Genomic DNA, 14,249 nt, shown 5'->3' on the forward strand with positions numbered 1-14,249 from the left:
ATGCCCGAGACCGCCGAGACGCCCTCGACCACCACGGCCTCCCCCGCCGGCCAGCGCGTCGCCCTCATCACCGGCGCCGCCCAGGGCATCGGAGCCGCGATCGCCGACGAGCTCGCCGCCGACGGCATGAAGGTGGTCGTGGCCGACGTGAACCTCGCCGGCGCCGAGGCCGTGGCCGCCCGCAACGGCGGCGTGGCCAAACTGCTCGACGTGAGCGACCCCGAGCGCGTGCAGACGGTCGTCGACGAGATCGTGGCCGAGTTCGGCCGCATCGACGTGCTGGTGAACAACGCCGCCCTCGTGCCGCTCACCCCCTGGGCCGACATCTCGTTCGCCGAGTGGCGCAAGGTGATGTCGGTGAACCTCGACGGCATCTACCTGGTCACCCACGCCGTCACCTCGGTGATGGGCGAGGCCGGCTACGGCCGCATCGTGAACATCGCCTCCAACACCTTCGTGGCGGGCACCCCCGACTGCGCGCACTACGTCGCCACCAAGGGCGCCTCTATCGGGCTCGTGCGCGGCCTCGCCGGCGAGCTCGGCCGCCTGGGAATCACCATCAACGCGGTCGCTCCCGGCATCATCGCGAGCGAGGGCGTGCTCTCGGGCCCGCACGAGGCCGGATTCGAGTTCGTGGTGCCGATGCAGGCCTTCGACCGGCGCGGACTCCCCCAGGACGTCGCGCCCGCCGTCGCCTTCCTCGCCTCGGAGAAGGCGGGATGGATCACCGGGCAGACCCTCGTGGTCGACGCCGGCCATACCCGCAACTAGCAGGCCCGCAACCGACCGCGTGCGCCGGCTCTCACCGGCATCCGACAGCTGACGCTCAGTGCTGCTGCTTAATAGATAGGTAATGAGATGGGTTCCGACGTCTTGATCATCGGCGCCGGATCGGCCGGCAGCGTGCTCGCGAACCGGCTGAGCGCCGATCCGTCGCGCCGGGTGACCGTGCTCGAGGCGGGCGAACGGGTCACCGACCCGGAGATGCGGCGGCCCGAGCTGTGGCCGTTCATCCACGGGCGATCCTACGACTGGGCCTACCGCACGACGCCGCAGGCCGGCTTGGCCGGGCGCTCGCTGGACTGGGCGCGCGGCAAGGGGCCGGGCGGTTCGAGTCTCGTGCACGCGATGGCCCACATGCGCGGCTGCCGGGCCGACTTCGACCGCTGGGTCGACGAGACCGGCGACGAGCGATGGTCGTGGGAGGCCCTGCTGCCGGCGTTCATCCGCTCCGAGATGTTCTCGGGCGGCGCGAGCGACGTTCACGGCGACAGCGGTCCGCTTCCCGTGCTGCTGCCGGGGCCAGATCTCTCCAGTCCCCTGGTGCTCGACTACCTCGCGGCCTGGGAGGCGCTCGGCGTCGCCCGCATCCCCGATCACAACGGCGGCGAGATGATCGGCGCCACCCCGAACTCGCTCACCATCCGTGACGGGAAGCGGGTGACCGTCTCCGACGTGTACCTCGATCCGGTGCTCGATCGGCCCAACCTCACGCTGCTCACCGGCGTCACCGTGCATCGCCTGCTGATCGACGGCGGCCGGGTCACCGGCGTCGCCGTGACGCGTGACGGGCACCACGAGGTGCTCGAGGCCGACGAGGTGATCCTCTGCGGCGGGTCGATCGGCGACCCCCTGCTGCTCATGCGCTCGGGCGTCGGAGACCCGCGGATGCTACGGCAGGCGGGCGTGGACGCCGTGCTGGAATCGCCCGAGGTGGGCGGCAATCTGCACGACCACCTGCTGGGTGCCGGCAACGTCTACACCTCCCGCCGGCCGGTGCCGCCGACGCGCCTGCAGCTCTCGGAGTCGATGACGTACCTGTCGGCGAACGGGGTGTCGGAGACATCCGGAGTCGTCGACGTCGTGGTGGGTTGCGTGGTCGGTCCCAGCGCGTCGGAGATCTGGGCCGGCGAGGCGGCGGACGCCGGTGCGGTACCGGGCGAGGCGTACACGCTGCTGTTCGGTGTGACGAACCCCACCAGCCGCGGATCGCTGCGCATCTCGGGGCCCGACATCGGCGACGAGCCCGTGATCGACCCGAACTACCTCTCCACCGAGCACGACCGCGCGATGTTCCGGCTGGCGCTCGAGCACTCCCGGCTGGTGGGCGGATCGGAGGGTCTCGCCTCCTGGCGCAAGGCCGAGGTGCTGCCCTCTGCGGCGCTCACGACCGATGCCGAGGCGGATGCCTTCATCGCCCGCGCGGCGATCACCCACCACCACCCCGTCGGCACGCTCAGCATGGGCCGCTCGGAGCACGCCCCCGTCACGCCCGACCTCCGCTTCCGCGGCCTGGACAACCTCCGGGTGGTGGACGCCGCGGTCATCCCCTCCATCACGGCCGGCCCCGTGCACGCGGCAGTGCTGGCGATCGCCGAGTCGTTCGCGCACACCTACCCGTCCTGATCGCCGCATCCGCCGCATCCGGCGCATCTGCCGCGTTCGGCCCACCCGCCGCATCCGGCGCATCCGAATGGATGGAGTTTCGGGGCGCACGACGAAACGGATGGAGCCTGAGACCGTAGGTGGTCTCAGGCTCCATCCGTTCGGATGCCCGGGCGGGGCCGCAGGTCAGTCGCGGCTGAAGGTGCCCACCGTGCGCGCGACCTCGATGATCGAGTCGGCGTAGGAGGCCAGGAAACCCTCGCGGGTGGGCTCGCCCACGACGGGGGTGCTCAGCGCGTAGAGGTGGAAGAAGTAGTGGTGCTGGCCGTGACCGGCCGGCGGCTGGGGGCCGTAGTACACCGCGGCGCCGGCACCGTTCGGAGCCACGCGCACGCCCTCGGCCGAGAGGTCGAGCGTGCTGGCGTCGGCGGGGATGCCGTAGACCACCCAGTGGGTGAAGCCGTTCGCGAGCGGGGCATCCGGGTCGTTCACGATCAGGGCGAACTCGACCGTGCCCTCGGGAGCACCCGAGATGGCGATGCCGGGGGTGTCGTTGCCGCCGTCGGCGCTGAAGTTCTCGGGGATGCGCTCGAGGTTCACGAAGTCGGGGCTCGAGATGGCGAGCTTGTCGATGAAGAGGGGCATGGGTGGTTCCTTTCGATCAGGTGGAGCGGTCGATCAGGTGGAGCGTGAGGCCGATGCGGTCACACGCCGAGTGCCAGGGCGATCTCGGCGGCGACCAGCTCGGGTTGTTCTTCGGGGATGTAGTGGTCGGCGCCGGCGACCTCGATCCAGCGGTCGGCCGGATGGCTGTCGGCGGGGCGGAGCGCCATCGCCTGTTTCCAGGCGGCCTCGCTCACCAGCTTGCTCTCGGCACCGCGCAGGTGGGTCATGGGCACAGGGACTTCCCGGAATTCCCGGTCGTACGGGGTGCGGAAGCCGTCGATCAGCTGCGCCATCGCCGAGGCGGAGGCCCGCGGCATCCACTCGCCGTCGCCGACCTGCTCGTAGCCCCACGCGGCCCGCCGCTGCACGGCCCCCGGCAGGATGGCCGGGTAGCGCTCGCGCAGGTACTGCTCGATCTCGGCGGGGCTGCCGAACGGGCGGAAGCCGAGGGCGACCCGCTCGTCGAGCTGATCGAGAACGGATGCCTCGACGAACGGCGTGTAGTCCACCACCACGGCGCCGGTGACGCGCGAGGGATGGCGGGCCGCCGCGAGCCAGGCGTTGCGGCCGCCGAGCGAGTGCCCGGCGACCAGCGCCTGGTCGAGGCCGAGGGCATCGAGCACGGTGATCACGTCCGAGACGAAATCATCACCGGCATATCCACCACCGGGCTGGCCGTGCGAAGGCTTATCACTCCGGCCGTGACCGCGCTGATCCAGCGCGATCACGGTGGAGCGGTCTTCGAGGGCGTCGCCGACCGGCTCCCAGACGGCGTGGTTCGCCGAGGTGCCGTGCAGCAGCACGACGGCGGGCCCGGCGCCCCGCATCCGGAACGCGATGTCGACATCGGCGCCCCGGGTGCGGGAGAGGCCGTCGCCGATGCTCTCGACGGAGACGGCTCTGCTCATCAGTGGATGCTCGTCAGACGTTCGGGATGGTGGAGAGCGTCTTGCGCGCCGCGATGAGACCGGTGATGATCTCCTTGCGCTTCGCGTCGACGTCGCCCTCGCCGTACTCGTACATGCCGCCGTTCGACTTGAAGCCGAGCTGGCCGGCCGCGATCTTGTCCTTGATGAACTGCGGGGTGTCGGTGCTGACGTCGAGGTCTTTGTTCAGGTAGCTCGAGACGGCCTGGTAGATGTCGAGGCCGGCCATGTCGAGCAGACGGGTGGGGCCGATCACCGAGAGCTTGTAGCCGATGCCCCACTTGACGCAGGCGTCGAGACCCTCGGGGGTGACGATCCCTTCTTCCAGCAGCGCCATGCACTCGCGCAGGATCGCGTAGAGCACGCGGTTCTCGACGAAGCCGGGGATCTCCTTCTCCAGCACGGGCGTGTAGTTGAAGGCCTTGACGATCTCGGTGAGCTTGCCCACGAGCGCCTCGTCGGTGGCCTTGCCCGGGATGATCTCGATCATCGGGATGAGGTGCGGCGGGTTCGACCAGTGCATGCCGATCAGGCGGCCGGGCACGGTCATCGACTCGGCCATGGTGCTGATCGGGATGCCCGAGGTGTTGGTGGCGATGATCACGTCGTCGCCGATGCGCGACTCGAGGTCGGCGAGCACCTTCTGCTTCAGGGCGAGGATCTCGGGCACGGCTTCGATGATCAGCTCGGTGCCCTCGAGGGCCTCGTCGAGGTCGGTGCCGAAGCTGACCGATCCGCCGGGGGCGGAGGGCGAGTCGACGGCGGCGAGCACGTTCTGCACCATGCCGTAGGCGGTTTCGGCGCGGGCGATCGCGTCTTCGGAGATGTCGTACAGACGCACGGTGGAACCGGCGCGGGCGAGGACGGCGGCGATGCCGGGGCCCATGGTGCCCGATCCGATGACGGTGGCGATCGTGGGGAGACTGCTCATCTGGGTGCTCTCTTTCGCGGGTTGATACGGGTGGAGATCTAAGGGATGGTCAGGATGCCTTGCGGCGGCTCAGACGCCCGGGGGCAGGCCGATCGGCGAGATGCCGATGCCGAAGGCGGTCTCGACGCGCTCGAGGCGGCGGTTGAAGAAGGTCCAGAAGTTGTGCTGGGCCTTCGGCGGGTAGATGCGGTCGAACTTCTCCTTGGTCTCCTCGGCGTCGGGCTCGATCGGCACGAAGCCGGACGCCTTGAGGTCGACCTGGAAGCGGGCCGCCTTCTCGAGGAAGATGCCCGTGAGCGTCACCTCGGCGACGGTGCTGCCGACGAAGGCCACTCCGTGGTTGGCCAGCAGCAACGCCTGGGCGTCTCCCAGCGTCTTCGCCGCCGCGATGCCCAGCGGCACCGTGGTGATGATGTGGCTGGTCTCGGCGAAGCGCGGAACGCCCTCGTAGGCGAACCAGACGCCGTGGTTGTTGTAGGGCTTCAGCGACTCCTCCGAGGCGCCGAGCACCGTGGCGTAGTGCGCGTGCGAGTGGCCGACGAAGTTCACGTCGGGGCGGGCCTTCATGATCTCGGCGTGCAGCGGCCACTCGATGTGGCGGAGGCCGGTGCCCTCGAGCATGTTCCCGTCGAAGTCGATCAGGATGAAGTCGTCGCCCTCGACCTCGCTGAGCGCGAGGTTGCCGCGCTTCAGCCAGAGGCCGCGGCCGAAGGGGTCACGGAACGAGAGGTGGCCCATCGACATGTCGCCGTGGCCCTCGAGCTCGAGGATGCGGTGCGCGCGCGCCACATCGGCGAGGATGCTGGCGATGGACTGGTCTTCGTAGTACGGCGTGTGCGAGTAGGTCACGGATGCTCCTTCGGGCTCTGCGTGTCTTGCGGCTGGGTGATACGGCTGGTGCTCAGGACTGCTTGCCGGCGACGACCTCGTCGACGGTGATGCCCCCGACGCGGGCGTTCACCCGGCCGCCGGTGGCGACGGCCGCGATGATCACGATCTCGTCGGGGCGCGGCGCATCCGGAAGCGTCAGGGTGATCGCGTCGTAGTGCGACCGCACGTACACCTCATCTTTGTACGCGAGGGGGATGTCGATCTGCGCCCCCGCCGGTGCGACCTTGGTGGCCGACGAGATCCAGGCCTCGCCGCCGCCGACGGCCGCGCGCAGGGCGTTGCCGAACACGGTGGTGACGCAGGCCACGATGTGCTCCTGTTCGCCGTTCACGCCGGCGAGCCCGCCCTTGCCGTAGCTCTCGACGGGGCGGCCGCCCAGCAGGGCGACAGCGCGACGGCCGAGCTCGGTGCCGAGGCTCTCGCTGGCGTCGGTGAGCGGCGAGAGGTCGTCGACCCACTGCCCCGCGAACGGGTTCTGGAACACCACGGCGACGGCGGCCTTGATCAGCGGCTGCTCCGGTGCGGGGCCGAGCTCGTGCACGGTCTCCTGCACGAAGGAGTGCCAGGCTCGGACCTTGTAGATGGAATCGATGCTCATGATGCTGCTACCTCGTGTCGCTCGGTGTCGTTTCGGTCGGAATCGTGACGGTGGGGATCGGTGGGGTTGTAGAGGGCGGTCTCGACGCTCTCGCCCACGAACTGATTGCCCTTGGCCATCTCGCGGGTGTCGGCGTACCACTGGGAACGGTCCTGCGCGAGGTCGGTGTAGGGGCGCTCGACGCGCTCCCACTCGGTGAGCGCGTGCGGCAGGGAGTCGGTGCCGCCGGATGCCACGGCCTCCGTCGCCGCCACGGCCAGCGTCCAGGCGTTCTGCATGGCGGTGCCGGCGCCCTGGGCGAGCGCGGGGCACATGGCGTGGGCGGAGTCGCCGATCAGGGCGGCCCGGCCCTGGGTCCAGTGCTCGAGCCGGGTGGTCTGGTAGCCGTAGTAGCGGCCCTGGATGCCCGCGGCATCCTGGAGCACCGGCGCCAGCTGCGGGAACACCGAGGTCCACAGCTCGAGGTCGATCGGCACGCGGGAGCCGTCGGCGTCGGCGGAGGGCGACATCAGGGCGATGTAGAGCTCTTCGTCGTTGGCCGGCGTGTAGAGCACGCGCAGCACGCGGGGCTCGAGGTTCCAGAAGTCGATCACGTTGTCCCACTCGGTGTCGGGCTCGAGCGCCTGCAGCTCGGCCTTGTGCCGGGGCACCAGGAAGCGCGTGATGCCGTCGCCCGAGCGCTGGCGCTTCAGCGGGATCCCGAGCGAGTCGCGCACCGCCGATCCCACGCCGTCGGCCCCGATGACGAGGTCGGCGGTCCTCTTCTCACCGGAAGCCAACGTGACCTCGCCCTCGGGCGTGGCCGCCACGACTTCGGAGCCGGCCAGGATCTCGACGCCGGCCTCGCGCGCCGCGGTGAGCAGCGTCTGGTGCAGGTGCGGGCGGGTCATCGTGCGCCAGCGGATGCCGTCGAGCTCCTCCTGCGACTGGATGACGTTGTTCATACGCGTCTCGTAGGCGGGCGGGGTCATCGAGCGCTCGTTCAGGTCGTGCGTCGCTCCGATCGCATCCAGCACCTGCAGGCTGTTGTTCCAGAGCACGATGCCCGCGCCCTCGGCGCGCAGCTCCGGTGCCCGCTCGTGCAGGCGCACGCTCCAGCCCTTCTGCGCCAAGGCGGTGGCCGCGGTGAGTCCCGCGAAGCCCCCACCCGAGATCTCGGCGTGGCGTCGGCTATCGGTCATGAGCTGATTCCTGTCTGTTCTGTCGTGGAGTGTGCGTGGTCTGGGCTCGGCGGCGGCCGGTGCGGGATGCTCCGGCGGCGACCGGGCTCAGAAGTCCTGGGCGGCGCCGATGGTGATCACCGAGAGGCCGATCACCTGTGCGGTCGAGATCGCGTTCTGCTTGCCGGCTCTTCCCGCGAACTCCTCGGCGCCGGTGGGGGTGTGGTAGCGCCAGCCGTCCGGATGACCGACACCCACGATCGCCGCGCGGGTGACCTGGGTGACGTTGCCGAAGTCGGTGGCGAAGCCGAGTGCGGGCGGCTCGGCCACGAAGTCGCGGCCGGCGGCGGCGAAGGCCTCGGCGACCAGGGCGGTGACGCCCGCATCCGGTCGCACCGCGTCGATGACGCCCGATGTGGTCCAGGTGGCCTCGCCGACGGTCTCGTGCAACTCGGCGATGCGGGCCTCGAGCTCCTCGGCGGTGTGCGCGAAGACCAGGAAGCTCGCCTCGAAGGTCATGCCGGCCGACTCCTCGACATCGCCGTCGACGGTGACCGACTCGATGATGAGGGTGGCGGGGTCGAACCGCTCGGCGACCTTCGACACGTTCGCCAACGCGACCAGCGGGGTGCACACGACGTCGCGGCGCAGGGTGCGGATGCCGACGACGTGCGCGGTCTCGCGGCGCATCAGCAGCGAGGCGGGCCAGACCGTGTCGATGAACTCCGGATGCGGGTAGAGGGCCACGTCGATGTCGTCCCACACGCCGGCCGCGGCGGTGCGGGCCTTGCCGCTGCCGAGCTCGCGGGTGAGTGGGGAGTGGATCTCGTCGGCCGGGCAGCCCACGATCACCACGGAACCGGTGAGCTGCTCGCGCACGGCGGCGAGGGCGAGGGCCGCGCCGATCACGCCGCCGGCCTGCGGGCCGTGGCCGCAGGAGTGCACGGGGTTCACGCGGCCGTCGTCGTCGATGGAGGCGGGTGCGTCGTAGACGGCGATGACGCCGACCTTCGTGCCGGGCGCGGCGAACTCGAGCTCGGCACGGAAGGCCGTGTCCATCCCGGCGACGCCCTCGGTGACGGTGTAGCCGGCGGTGCGCAGCTGCTCGACGAGGTAGGCCGCGGTCTCGGTCTCCTGGTGGGCGAGTTCCGGATGCTCGTTCACGAAATCGACGATCGCCTCGATCGACGGCGTGGCGGCCGACACCGCATCCTGAAATGCGTCCACCGTCGTCTGGCTTGTCATCGCATGCTCCTCGTCGCCGAACAATTCTTAGTATGTAGATCGGAATGTCATCATATGACGCAACGATCTGAATTATTCACGACTCGACCAGATGTAACAAGGCCTTAACACAAGGCTGGGACACGAAGGCCGCGACAGCAAGACGGTGCGGGCCGCGCCCGTGACCGAGCCGACCCGCACCACCACGCCCTCCGGCGACTACCGGATCGTCACCGCCACCCGGAACGACGAACTGTGCCGGTTCGTCACATCCCACGGCGCCCACGGATCAAGGGTCCAACCCGTGACCGACGGCGCCACCACCGAGCCCGTCGCCGTCTCCGCCGGAGTGAACGTGAGGCCACCGGGGCTCGCAGTGAAGGTTCCCCCGTCGACCGTCAGCACCGATCCATCCCCGCCCGAGGGATCGAACAACCTCGGGATGGGCGGATGCAGCACCGTGAGCCCGCCCGCCATGGAGCAGTTCAAGGGAACGGCGATCGGCGTACCCTTCTCCGCCGCCCGGTCGTACTCGATCGTCACGTCGGAGCAGACCGGATCCACGTCGCGCACGTTCACGGCGATCTCCACCGTTTCGCTCGGGGCACCGGTCTGCTCGTCCCACGCCGTCACCTTCAGGGGAGCGACTGCGCCCACCACGTCGGGGTCGGTCCAGCTATAGGTGACCGTGCCGTCGGCATTCACCTTCGACGTAGCCCCTTGGATACCCGTCTCGATGTTCACCCGGTAACCGTCCCGCCAGTCCGTCGAGCAGAACGCTTTCGGGTCGAGCGTGAAAGACGTGTTCCGCACCAGCTGAAGGGTGCCGTGCTGCACGAACGTCGTGTGATCCTCGCCTAGGAAACCGCCGTAGTCGTCTCCGATGCACGTGGGAGGGCTTTTCACTGCGACCTTGATGAGGAAGTAGTGCTCGGCGCCGGCCCGATCCGTCGCGACAGCGACCAGACCATCGATGCCTCCACCGGCTTCCAGCGGCGGCTTGTAGTAGAGCACCCCCCTGCCGTCGTCGGACGGGGAGAGGCTGGCGTTCCCGTCGGCGAGGACCGAGACCGAATCGGCCTTGACACTACCGGGGTCGTAGTCGAGGTCGCTGTACCGGCGGAAGGCGGCGCCGAAAGCTCCCGCATCCAGCACGGTATCGCTCCCGATGGTCTGGAGTTCACGCGCCGCTTCCGACGAGATCCTGCTCGTCTCGGCGCGACTGAGCAGCCGCACGCGCCCGAGCGGGCCCCGACAGCCCGAGGTGACCGAGACCATGTTCACCTGGCCCGCCGTCGCCTCCACCTCCACCGGGGGACAGTAGCCGGCCGGTGCCCTGAGCAAACGCAATTGATCGACGAGGGTGCCGTACTCGGTGCCGACCAGGGTCACGCGAACCCAGTGCTCGCCCGCAGCGACGATGCCCGAACCACTCGTACCGAGGTCGGTGACCATCCCTGCACCTACCTGGCCGCACGCGCTGCCGTTCGGCGCGCCACTGACCAGCACGCCGGAGCGGGTGCGGGCCGCCGACATGGCGAGGTAGAGTTCCACGTCGTCCGAGGAGCCAGGGCCGGAGATCGTGCCGAGGTCGTGCAGTAAGTCCTCGATCAGATCGAGGGCCACCGATCCCGCCCGGGTCTTGCTCACGTACCGCACCTGCCGCAGGAACGCCTCGGTCATCTCCCTGACCTCGGGGGTGGCGTTCGACAGGAGTCGCTGAAAGGCCGATCGCGCCGTCGCGTTGCCGCCGATGTACTTTGTCGCCTCGGCGACGAGGCTCTTCAGGGCGGTGCCCCTCGGCCCGACCTCGGTGTAGGTCGGGTCGACCCCACCCGGCCAGTAGAGCGAACGCAGCGCCTCCTCGGCGGTGTCGCCGTCGTAGGGATTGCCACCCGCGGAGTCGCTGACCTTGACGTCGAGCGACGTGAAGCGAGTAGGGGGAAGACCCGGGAACTTCAGGCGGTCTTCCGCCGGCGTCGTATCGACCACGATGGTGCCGGATTCGAGCCCGGCCACGACGTTGTCTCGCACCGTGCGCCCGTCGCCGGTGGAGTCTCCCGCCTCCCTACCCGGCGTCTTGTCGTTGTTCGAACCCCTGACACAGGCCGGCGCCGCTCCGGGCGGGATCGACGGAGGAGGGGCGGGCAACGCGGGCCCAGGCGGCAGAGGGGGGCCGGGAGGCGGCGCGGTGCCGTCGCCACCTCCTCCACCGGTGCCTGACCCGCCGTCGCCGGGCAGGGGCGTTTCGATCGTGTCGCACTGGATGATCGTGCCTTTGATACCGGACGTCTCCTGCACCTCGTTGCCGTCGGACAGGGTTCGGGTCGTCGTGGTGCCCGCACTCCACTGGACATAGGGCTCGCAGCGACCGGGCAGGGCATCCGCCACCGTCGTTCCCGGTGGGAAGACGCTCCCCATGACGAGCAGCCCGAGTCCGAGCGCCGCCGTTGCGAACCGGACGGATCGGCGCGCGATCGACGACGGTGCGAGGGGAGATTCACGGCGCATGCGGGCATCCTTGCTCTGACGGGAGTCATGGGCAGGGATCCGCAACTCTGAGTTAGTGAGACATGCTCAGCTTATCGGAAACGGCTGCATCGGTGACAGTGTTTTTCGTGCGAGCCAAGAGGGCCTCCTGCCAGCCGCCGGGGGCGACCGCGCGGGGGCGCGCCGGGGTCAGGGCGGGAGTCGGGTCGAGCGCGGCGGGGACGGCGGGAACAGTGGTGTCGTCGTCGGCGAGCGCGTCGCGCACGATTCGGCGGGGGTCGTACTGGCGGGGGTCGAGCTTCTTCCAGTCGGTCTGGTCGAACTCGGGGCCGAGCTCCTCGGCGGCGCGCACCTTGACGGTGTCGGCGAAGTCGCGCACCGTGCGCACGAGCGCGCCCAGCTTCTGGGCGTAGACCGGCAGCTGACGCGGGCCGATGAGGAACGCCGGCAGCAGGCCGATCAGCAGCAGCTTCTCGACGGTGAGCCCGAACATCCGGTCACTCCCGGGTGGCGGACGACACGGTGGCCGACGTGGCGGGAGACGCCGTGGAAGACACCTCCGGATACACCGCCGCCGGGACCGGGACCGAGACCGGGGCCGTGGCCGCGCCCTCCCCGACCTCGTGCTTCAGGATGCGGGCCGACTGGCCGAGGCTCTTGGCGAGCGTCGGCAGCTTCGCCGCTCCGAAGAACAGCAGCACGACGGCGAGCAGGATGAGCGCGTGCCATCCGGTGAGGTTCTGCAGCAGTCCCATGAGGTCTCCTCTTTCTGATCGCGGGTTCTCTGGATCGTCAGGTGGTCGGATGCCGGCGGTTAACTGCGCGGGCGCGCCGGAGGGCGGGGTCCCGCCGCCCCCGGGACCGCCCGAGCCGCCCGCTCCCCCGCCGCCCGAGGGCGCCGCGCCGGCGGTCGGCGTGGTGCTCGTGTCGACCCGCACGGTGAGCGAGACCGCGTAACCCGAGGTCGCGTCGCCCGAGACGGTCGCGAGCTGCAGCGCGCCCGAGTCGTCGCCGAACACGTTGTCGGAGTCGAGGCTCACCTGCGCGAGGTTGGCGCTGGATCCGTCGTACTCGGAGAGCTGGTACACCGCATCGCAGGCCTCCTGCGGCAGGGCCACCTGCGAGGTCGCGATCGCGTTGGCGGAGTCGGTGATGTCGTTCACCGAGGGGTACACCTCGAAGTGGATGTGCGGCCAGCGGCCGCTGTAGCAGGCCGGGAAGATCGAGGTGTACGACACGGTTCCGGTGCTGTCGGCCACCTGCACCCCGCGCAGGTAGGTCTCGTTCTCGATACCCTCCGAATACATGGAGTAGTCGCCGTGGGCGTCGCAGTGCCAGACGTAGACCGCGACGTTCTCGAAGGGCGCATCGCCGTTCGCCATGTCGAGGATGGTGAGCGAGAGCGCCATCGGTACGCCGGCCGCCGTCGTTCCGCCGCCGATGCTCGAGCGGATGTCGCTGCGCACCACGCCCGACTCCTCGAGCACGTCGGCGCCGTTGGAGCCGTCACCGGGATAGGGGCCCGCGGTCTCGTCGGGGATCTCGCCCGACGGCAGGCCCGAGCCGGAGGTGCCCGAGACCGTGGCACCGGATGTCGCGGTGGCGGTCGATCCGGAGGCGCTGCTGCCGCTCGTGCCGGTGCAGGCGGCGAGGGCGACCGCCCCCAGGCCGAAGCCGACGGCACTCAGCACCGTTCGGCGGCTCACCAGCGTGCGGATGTCGAAGGCCACACCCTGGTCGACCACCTCCTCATCGGCTCGAGTGAGGAGCCGGCCCTCATAGGCCGGGCCGTCGGGGGTGGATTCGGGTTCGGGGATCCTGCTCATGTCGTCCTCGCTGGTTCGTCGACCGGTGCCGGATGGGCCGGTGGGGTGGTCGTTCTGCGTCCAGTTTTCGTGACCCGGCCAAGGGCCTCCTATGGCCGCTCTATGGGAAACCTATGAATGCGAAGACCCGTGCATCCGCGCCGCGAGGAGTCCGGAGTAGCGTTGCCCTCATGGCACGCAGCTGGATCGCACGGGAGTACGGAGACCTCGACGTGTTCGAGGAGATCGAGACCGAGGTGCCGGCCCCTGGGCCGGGCGAGGTAACCATCGAGGTGAAGGCTGCGGGGATGAACCCGGCCGACTTCAAGCACGTGGCGCGCGGCGGCGACCCGAGCGACCTGCCCGTGCGCGTCGGCTACGAGGTGTCGGGAGTCATCTCGGCTATCGGCCCCGACACCGGGATCGCCTCGGGTGGCGGCGCCGTGGGCGACGCGGTGCTGGCCTTCCGCGTGAGCGGCGGGTACTCCAGCGCGCTGACGCTCCCGGCCTCCGACGTGTTCGCCAAGCCCGCGAGCCTGTCGTTCGAGGAGGCTGCAGGGCTGCTGCTGGCCGGTACGACCGCCGCCGAGATGCTGCACGTGACCGGAGTGGGGCCAGGCGATACCGTGCTCGTGCACGGCGCATCCGGAGCGGTCGGCGTCAGCCTGCTGCAGCAGGCGGCGCTGATCGGCGGGGTACGCGTGATCGGCACGGCGAGCGAGGCGAGCTTCGACGTGGTCCGGCGCTTCGGCGGCGACCCCGTGGCCTACGGCGAGGGGCTCGAGCAGCGGCTGCGATCGAAGGCGCCCGAGGGCGTCGACGCGGCGCTGGACTGCGTGGGCACCGACGAGGCCGTCGACACCTCGCTCGCGCTCGTGAGCGACCGCCGGCGCATCGTCACGATCGCGGCCATGGGCCGGGCGTCCGCCGACGGCATCATCGCCATCGGCGGTGCCATGCCCGCGAGCGCCGCCTTCCGCGCCGAGGTGCGCCCCCGCCTGATCGCAGCCGCGGGCCGCGGCGAGCTCGTGGTTCCGATCGCCCGCACCTACCCGCTCGACGAGGCCCGCGCCGCCCTCGAGGAGCTGCAGTCGCAGCATCCGGGCGGCAAGCTCATCCTCGTCCCGTGACCGCCCATCGCGCAACGCACCCGCCACTTCGCAGAAGTCGCCG

General features: G+C 70.0%; 12 protein-coding genes and 2 pseudogenes. 3 read left to right on the forward strand and 11 right to left on the reverse strand.

Going from position 1 to position 14,249, the window contains the following annotated elements; genetic code table 11:
* Together Q0D75_RS12815 and Q0D75_RS12820 are read left to right on the forward strand one after the other, a co-directional pair.
* Positions 1-771, forward strand: a complete 771-nt coding sequence (locus Q0D75_RS12815; protein ID WP_291054005.1) for an SDR family NAD(P)-dependent oxidoreductase — start codon at positions 1-3, stop codon at positions 769-771.
* An 87-nt stretch (positions 772-858) separates the two neighbouring features.
* Complete coding sequence (locus Q0D75_RS12820; protein WP_291054007.1) at positions 859-2,406, forward strand: GMC family oxidoreductase N-terminal domain-containing protein; 1,548 nt, start codon at positions 859-861, stop codon at positions 2,404-2,406.
* Between the two features lie 165 nt (positions 2,407-2,571).
* On the opposite strand, the gene Q0D75_RS12825 is transcribed toward Q0D75_RS12820, so the two are convergent.
* The 11 genes and pseudogenes from Q0D75_RS12825 to Q0D75_RS21040 form a co-directional block, all read right to left on the reverse strand.
* Positions 2,572-3,030, reverse strand: coding sequence for a YbhB/YbcL family Raf kinase inhibitor-like protein (locus Q0D75_RS12825; protein ID WP_291054009.1), 459 nt, complete (start codon positions 3,028-3,030; stop codon positions 2,572-2,574).
* Positions 3,031-3,089: 59 nt separating this feature from the next.
* Positions 3,090-3,959 carry an alpha/beta hydrolase gene (locus Q0D75_RS12830; RefSeq protein ID WP_291054010.1) on the reverse strand — a complete coding sequence of 290 codons (870 nt, stop codon included), beginning with the start codon at positions 3,957-3,959 and terminating at the stop codon, positions 3,090-3,092.
* A 13-nt stretch (positions 3,960-3,972) separates the two neighbouring features.
* A complete protein-coding gene (locus Q0D75_RS12835; RefSeq protein WP_291054012.1) occupies positions 3,973-4,908 on the reverse strand; it encodes a 3-hydroxyacyl-CoA dehydrogenase NAD-binding domain-containing protein in 936 nt (311 codons plus the stop codon).
* A gap of 69 nt (positions 4,909-4,977) precedes the next feature.
* Complete coding sequence (locus Q0D75_RS12840; RefSeq protein WP_291054014.1) at positions 4,978-5,757, reverse strand: class II aldolase/adducin family protein; 780 nt, start codon at positions 5,755-5,757, stop codon at positions 4,978-4,980.
* A 52-nt stretch (positions 5,758-5,809) separates the two neighbouring features.
* Positions 5,810-6,397, reverse strand: a complete 588-nt coding sequence (locus Q0D75_RS12845; protein ID WP_291054016.1) for an amino acid synthesis family protein — start codon at positions 6,395-6,397, stop codon at positions 5,810-5,812.
* Positions 6,394-7,578, reverse strand: a complete 1,185-nt coding sequence (locus tag Q0D75_RS12850) for an NAD(P)/FAD-dependent oxidoreductase (RefSeq protein WP_291054018.1) — start codon at positions 7,576-7,578, stop codon at positions 6,394-6,396. Before Q0D75_RS12850 ends, Q0D75_RS12845 begins: the two co-directional genes overlap by 4 nt.
* A gap of 87 nt (positions 7,579-7,665) precedes the next feature.
* Complete coding sequence (locus Q0D75_RS12855) at positions 7,666-8,802, reverse strand: M20/M25/M40 family metallo-hydrolase (protein ID WP_291054019.1); 1,137 nt, start codon at positions 8,800-8,802, stop codon at positions 7,666-7,668.
* A gap of 198 nt (positions 8,803-9,000) precedes the next feature.
* The gene (locus Q0D75_RS12860; RefSeq protein WP_291054021.1) at positions 9,001-11,292 is read right to left on the reverse strand and encodes a hypothetical protein; all 2,292 of its coding nucleotides are present in this window, start codon (positions 11,290-11,292) and stop codon (positions 9,001-9,003) included.
* Positions 11,293-11,344: 52 nt separating this feature from the next.
* A complete protein-coding gene (locus Q0D75_RS12865; RefSeq protein WP_291054023.1) occupies positions 11,345-11,764 on the reverse strand; it encodes a Sec-independent protein translocase TatB in 420 nt (139 codons plus the stop codon).
* A gap of 124 nt (positions 11,765-11,888) precedes the next feature.
* Positions 11,889-12,020, reverse strand: a pseudogene (locus tag Q0D75_RS12870) (twin-arginine translocase TatA/TatE family subunit); the annotation flags it as partial.
* 465 nt (positions 12,021-12,485) lie between these two features.
* Positions 12,486-13,097, reverse strand: a pseudogene (locus Q0D75_RS21040) (3,4-dioxygenase subunit beta); the annotation flags it as partial.
* A gap of 170 nt (positions 13,098-13,267) precedes the next feature.
* On the opposite strand from Q0D75_RS21040, the gene Q0D75_RS12880 reads away from it, so the two are divergent.
* Entirely contained in the window at positions 13,268-14,206 is a 939-nt protein-coding gene (locus Q0D75_RS12880; protein ID WP_291054025.1) for an NADP-dependent oxidoreductase, read from the forward strand.
* The last annotated feature ends 43 nt before the right edge of the window (positions 14,207-14,249 follow it).

It is taken from the genome of Herbiconiux sp., assembly GCF_023264855.1.
Classification (GTDB): Bacteria; Actinomycetota; Actinomycetes; order Actinomycetales; family Microbacteriaceae; genus Herbiconiux.

What these genes read in the sequence shown, in the direction of transcription:
- Q0D75_RS12815 (WP_291054005.1), top strand. Translation starts at nt 1, where the DNA reads ATGCCCGAGACCGCCGAGACGCCCTCGACCACCACGGCCTCCCCCGCC.
- Q0D75_RS12820 (WP_291054007.1), top strand. Translation starts at nt 859, where the DNA reads ATGGGTTCCGACGTCTTGATCATCGGCGCCGGATCGGCCGGCAGCGTG.
- Q0D75_RS12825 (WP_291054009.1), bottom strand. Translation starts at nt 3,030, where the DNA reads ATGCCCCTCTTCATCGACAAGCTCGCCATCTCGAGCCCCGACTTCGTG.
- Q0D75_RS12830 (WP_291054010.1), bottom strand. Translation starts at nt 3,959, where the DNA reads ATGAGCAGAGCCGTCTCCGTCGAGAGCATCGGCGACGGCCTCTCCCGC.
- Q0D75_RS12835 (WP_291054012.1), bottom strand. Translation starts at nt 4,908, where the DNA reads ATGAGCAGTCTCCCCACGATCGCCACCGTCATCGGATCGGGCACCATG.
- Q0D75_RS12845 (WP_291054016.1), bottom strand. Translation starts at nt 6,397, where the DNA reads ATGAGCATCGATTCCATCTACAAGGTCCGAGCCTGGCACTCCTTCGTG.
- Q0D75_RS12850 (WP_291054018.1), bottom strand. Translation starts at nt 7,578, where the DNA reads ATGACCGATAGCCGACGCCACGCCGAGATCTCGGGTGGGGGCTTCGCG.
- Q0D75_RS12855 (WP_291054019.1), bottom strand. Translation starts at nt 8,802, where the DNA reads ATGACAAGCCAGACGACGGTGGACGCATTTCAGGATGCGGTGTCGGCC.
- Q0D75_RS12860 (WP_291054021.1), bottom strand. Translation starts at nt 11,292, where the DNA reads ATGCGCCGTGAATCTCCCCTCGCACCGTCGTCGATCGCGCGCCGATCC.
- Q0D75_RS12865 (WP_291054023.1), bottom strand. Translation starts at nt 11,764, where the DNA reads ATGTTCGGGCTCACCGTCGAGAAGCTGCTGCTGATCGGCCTGCTGCCG.
- Q0D75_RS12880 (WP_291054025.1), top strand. Translation starts at nt 13,268, where the DNA reads ATGGCACGCAGCTGGATCGCACGGGAGTACGGAGACCTCGACGTGTTC.